Source organism: Achromobacter sp. DMS1 (assembly GCF_001270295.1).
The window spans coordinates 1-4,025 of sequence record NZ_LHSJ01000334.1 but is presented as its reverse complement, the minus strand read 5'-3'; the positions used below and the strand labels follow the sequence as shown (position 1 = coordinate 4,025).

General features: G+C 67.5%; 5 protein-coding genes and 1 pseudogene. 3 read left to right on the top strand and 3 right to left on the bottom strand.

What is annotated here, in order from left to right:
* Together AD428_RS23730 and AD428_RS29050 are read left to right on the top strand one after the other, a co-directional pair.
* On the top strand, window positions 1-225 hold a 225-nt coding region (locus tag AD428_RS23730; protein WP_235491105.1), incomplete at its 5' end, for a PfkB family carbohydrate kinase.
* Between the two features lie 188 nt (window positions 226-413).
* Window positions 414-542, top strand: a complete 129-nt coding sequence (locus AD428_RS29050; protein ID WP_255352297.1) for a hypothetical protein — start codon at window positions 414-416, stop codon at window positions 540-542.
* A 75-nt stretch (window positions 543-617) separates the two neighbouring features.
* Here the strand turns inward: AD428_RS29050 and AD428_RS23725 are convergent.
* Window positions 618-1,543, bottom strand: a pseudogene (locus AD428_RS23725) (LysR substrate-binding domain-containing protein).
* A 236-nt stretch (window positions 1,544-1,779) separates the two neighbouring features.
* On the opposite strand from AD428_RS23725, the gene AD428_RS23720 reads away from it, so the two are divergent.
* On the top strand, window positions 1,780-2,718 hold the full coding sequence (locus AD428_RS23720) for a glycosyltransferase family 2 protein (RefSeq protein WP_053246787.1): 939 nt from the start codon (window positions 1,780-1,782) through the stop codon (window positions 2,716-2,718).
* 22 nt (window positions 2,719-2,740) lie between these two features.
* Here the strand turns inward: AD428_RS23720 and AD428_RS23715 are convergent, their stop codons facing one another.
* Window positions 2,741-3,493 carry an ABC transporter ATP-binding protein gene (locus tag AD428_RS23715; RefSeq protein WP_053246786.1) on the bottom strand — a complete coding sequence of 251 codons (753 nt, stop codon included), beginning with the start codon at window positions 3,491-3,493 and terminating at the stop codon, window positions 2,741-2,743.
* On the bottom strand, window positions 3,490-4,025 hold a 536-nt coding region (locus AD428_RS23710), incomplete at its 5' end, for an ABC transporter ATP-binding protein (RefSeq protein WP_152968211.1). The genes AD428_RS23715 and AD428_RS23710, both read right to left, overlap by 4 nt.

Sequence of the window (4,025 nt, the reverse complement as noted above, 5' to 3'; positions counted from 1 at the left end):
GCCGTTTCCGCGTTCAGGGTGGAAGCGGTGGACGCCACCGGGGCGGGCGACTGCTTCGCCGGCAATCTGCTGGCCCGGCGCTGCCGGGGCGACGGCCTGGCCGGCCGCGTGCGCTACGCCAATGCCGCGGCCGCCTTGTCCACGCTGGGCTACGGCGCGGTGGATCCCTTGCCCGGTCCGGCGGACGTGGCGCGCCTGCTGGCGGCGGGGACGGATGGCGGGTAGGGCCCGATTGGCGTTGCGGGCTGATTTCTGGCTACAATGCCAAGTTATCCAAATTTTCCGCCATGCGGTCAACGACGGGTCGGCACGGAAACTCGGCCAGGAAACTGCCGGACTTCCCGATGCGATCACGGTTGCGGTCGTGGGGAGCCCGTCAACACATTCAATACCGGATTCAATAGGAGAATCACATGGCTGAACGCAAACGCGTGCGTCGCAACACCCTGGAACGCCGTTGCCTGAGCAAGTCCTTCAAGCGCCTTTTCGTGACGGCGCCCAAGGGCGTGTTCAAGATGCTGGAAAAGATCAAGCGCGTCTGATTCTCGCGCCGATCCGAAGAAAACCGCGGGGCTTGCGCCTTCCGCGGTTTTTTTACCCTGCCTTTTCATGTGCTTTCAGCCCTGGCCGCTGGCCGGGCCCAGCATGGGGCCGATGAAATCCATGAAGGCCCGCGTCTTGGCGGGCTGGATGCGCGACGGGTAGATCACGTAGATGGAAATGGGGTCCACCGACCAGCCAGGCAGCACGCGGCGCAGCGAGTCGCGCTGGATGATGGGGTCCAGCGCCTGGCAGTGCGGCATGCGCGTGATGGCCTGGTCCATGCCGGCCAGCGTGCCCGCGATGCTCATGTTGTTGGCGGCCAGGTGCCCGCTGACGGGCACCCGCTCCGTGACGGCGCCCTTTTTCAGGGTCCAGTACGAGTGTTCCTCGTCGATGGTGGTGCGCAGGCATTCGTGCCGGCTGAGATCCGAAGGCTGCTGCGGCTCGCCATGGCGCGCCAGGTAGCGGTCGGACGCATACAGGTAGTTTTCCAGCGTGACCAGCTTCTGCACCACCGCGCCGGGTGACGGGTTGAAGTCGTCATCGCGGCCGAACCGCAGCACTACGTCGAAGGGCGTGCCCTGCGCGTCGGAAGCGGTCAGCATGCTGAGGTCGAACTCGCACGCCACCTCGGGATAGCGTTCGGTGAAGTCGTTGAGGGTTTCGGGCAGCAGCCACATCGCGAGGCTGTAGGGCATGGACACCCGCAGCGTGCCCGACGCCCGCCCGACAGCGCCAGCAGCTGCTCGTGTGCGAGCCGGGCCTCGTCGATCAGGCCCTGGCAGCGTTCCATGTAGGCCGCGCCGGCCTCGGTGAGATCCAGGCGCCGCGTATTGCGGTTGATGAGGCGCAGCCCGATGGCGCGCTCCAGTTCGCTGATGCGGCGCGACAGGGTGGAAGTGGGCATGTTCAGCGCGCGCGCGGCCCGGCTGAAGCTCTTGCGCTTGGCAACCTCTACGAACAAGGCGATGTCATTGAGCTGGACGGTCGAGGCTTCCATAGGCATCTCGGTTGGGGCCGCACGAGTTTACGCCACTTGGGCGCGTCGCCCAATGCGGCTGCCCGATGCGGCCGTGCCGGCCGGGCCCGCATCGGCCGGCGCGCCTTGTCAGATTTGATTGCAAATTCGGATTCCTTCTCATGGGTTCGCACAGGCATATACCCTACACTGCAGGCGAAAAACACCAAGAACCAAGACCACAGCGGTTCCGCGGAATCGCAAGGGGCACGGCAGGCATGACTGATTCAGCAATTTTCTTCACCGTTCTCACGCCGACCTATAACCGGGCGGCCACCTTGCTCCGGGTGTATGAATCGCTGTCGCGCCAGACCTGCCGGGCCTTCGAATGGGTGGTGGTCGACGACGGCTCCACCGACAACACCCATGCCGCCGTGCTCGCCTGGCAGGCGCAGGCGGACTTCCCCATCCGCTACGTGTGGCAGAACAACCAGCACAAGAAAACGGCGTTCAACCGCGGCGTGCGCGAAGCGCGCGGCCAGCTGATCGTGGGGCTGGACAGCGACGACGAAATGCCGCCCGACGCGCTGGAGATCTTCAGGAAAGCCTGGGAGTCCATTCCCGCCGGCCGCCGCGACGCCTACGTGGCCGTCACCGGCCTGTGCGCGCGCCCCGACGGCTCCATCGTGGGCGACCGCTACCCGCAGGACGTGCTCGACAGCACCGCCGTGGACGTGTATTTCCGTTATCGCGTCAAGGGCGAGAAATTCGGCTGCATGCGCACCGACGTGCTGCGCCGCTTTCCGTTTCCCGAGGACGTGGCCGGCTTCGTGCCCGAAAGCCTGGTCTGGTGGGCCATCGCGCGCGCCGGCTACCTGAGCCGCTTCATCAACCAGGTGGTGCGCGTCTATCACGACACCCCGGGCGGCCTGAGCCGCAGCGCGGTGTCGGTGGGCAACAACGCGCAGGGCCTGTATCTGCTGGCCTGGGACATGCTCCAGCACCATCTGGCGTTCTTCCGCTACCGGCCGCGCGAGTTCCTCATGGCCGCCGCGCGCTATACGCGGTTCCGCCTGCATCTCAAGAATTCGGGCCTGCCCACCACCGCGCTCAAGGCCTACCGCCTCACCAACAAGGTGGGCAGGCTGATGGTGGCCCTGATGTGGCCGCTGGGCTACGCCCTGTACCGCCGCGACCGCCGCCGCGGCGTGGTCTGAACGGCCCGCTCCGGCAGGCGGGTCAGGCCCTTTGTTCCGCTTGCGCGCCGGCGTGCCCGAGGCCCAGGTAGATTTCCACCACGCGCGGATCGCGCGCGACCTCGCGGGCCGGGCCTTCCAGCGTGACGGCTCCCATCTCCAGCACGTAGGCGTGGTCCGCCACCTGCAGGGCGGCGCGCGCGTTCTGCTCGATGAGCAGAATGGACACGCCCATTTCGCGCAGCCGCGCCACGATGCGGAACACTTCCCGCACGATGCGCGGCGCCAGTCCCAGGCTGGGCTCGTCCAGCATGAGCAGGCGGGGCTTGGCCATCAGGGCGCGGCCCACCGCCAGCATCTGGCGCTCGCCGCCCGACAGCGTGCCCGAAAGCTGGGCGCGCCGCTCCCGCAGGCGCGGAAACAGCGCATACACCTCGTCCAGGGTGCGGTCCTGGTCGCGCAGGCCGCGCCGGTAGCGGTCGAAGGCGCCCAGCAGCAGGTTGTCCTCCACCGTCATTTCGGCGAACAGTTCGCGCTTTTCGGGCACCAGGTTCATGCCGGCTGCCACCATCTCCTCGATCTCGGCATGCTCGTGGCGCCTGCCGCCGAAGACGATTGCGCCGGTGGACGGCAGCACGCCCATGATGGCCGACAGCAGCGTGGTCTTGCCGGCGCCGTTGGGGCCGATCACCGTCACGATCTGCCCCTCGCCCACCGCGAGGCTCACGCCCGAAACCGCCTCGACCTTGTCGTAGGCCACGCGCAGGTCGCGCACTTCCAGCAATGTCGCCGTCATTCTTCGTCCACTCCGCCCAGATAGGCTTCCAGTACCGCCGGGTTGTTCTGGATTTCCGACGGCGAGCCTTCGGCGATCTTCTCGCCGAAATCCATGACCGCCACGCGGTCGGCCATGCCCATCACGAAATCCATGTCGTGCTCCACCAGCAGAATGGCCATGCCTTCGGCGCGCAGCTTGCGCAGCAGCTCGCCCAGCTCGCGCTTTTCCTGATAGCGCAGCCCCGCGGCCGGCTCGTCCAGCAGCAGGATGCAGGGGTCCGAGGCCAGGGCCCGCGCGATTTCCAGGATGCGCTGCTGTCCCAGCGCCAGCGATCCCGCTTCGTCGTGCAGGTGCCCGCCCAGGCCCACGCGCTCGATCTGGCGCGCCGCCTCGGCCAGCAGGCGCGCTTCCTCGGCGCGGTCCAGCCGCCACGACGCCGCCATGACGCCGCGATGGCCGCGCAAGTGCGCGCCGATGGCCACGTTCTCGAGCACGCTCATGCGGCCCAGCAGCCGCACGTGCTGGAAGGTGCGCGACAGCCCCAGCCGCG

Bases quoted from the DNA above. Each gene is read 5' to 3' on its own strand.
- AD428_RS29050 (WP_255352297.1), top strand. From the start codon at position 414: ATGGCTGAACGCAAACGCGTGCGTCGCAACACCCTGGAACGCCGTTGC.
- AD428_RS23720 (WP_053246787.1), top strand. From the start codon at position 1,780: ATGACTGATTCAGCAATTTTCTTCACCGTTCTCACGCCGACCTATAAC.
- AD428_RS23715 (WP_053246786.1), bottom strand. From the start codon at position 3,493: ATGACGGCGACATTGCTGGAAGTGCGCGACCTGCGCGTGGCCTACGAC.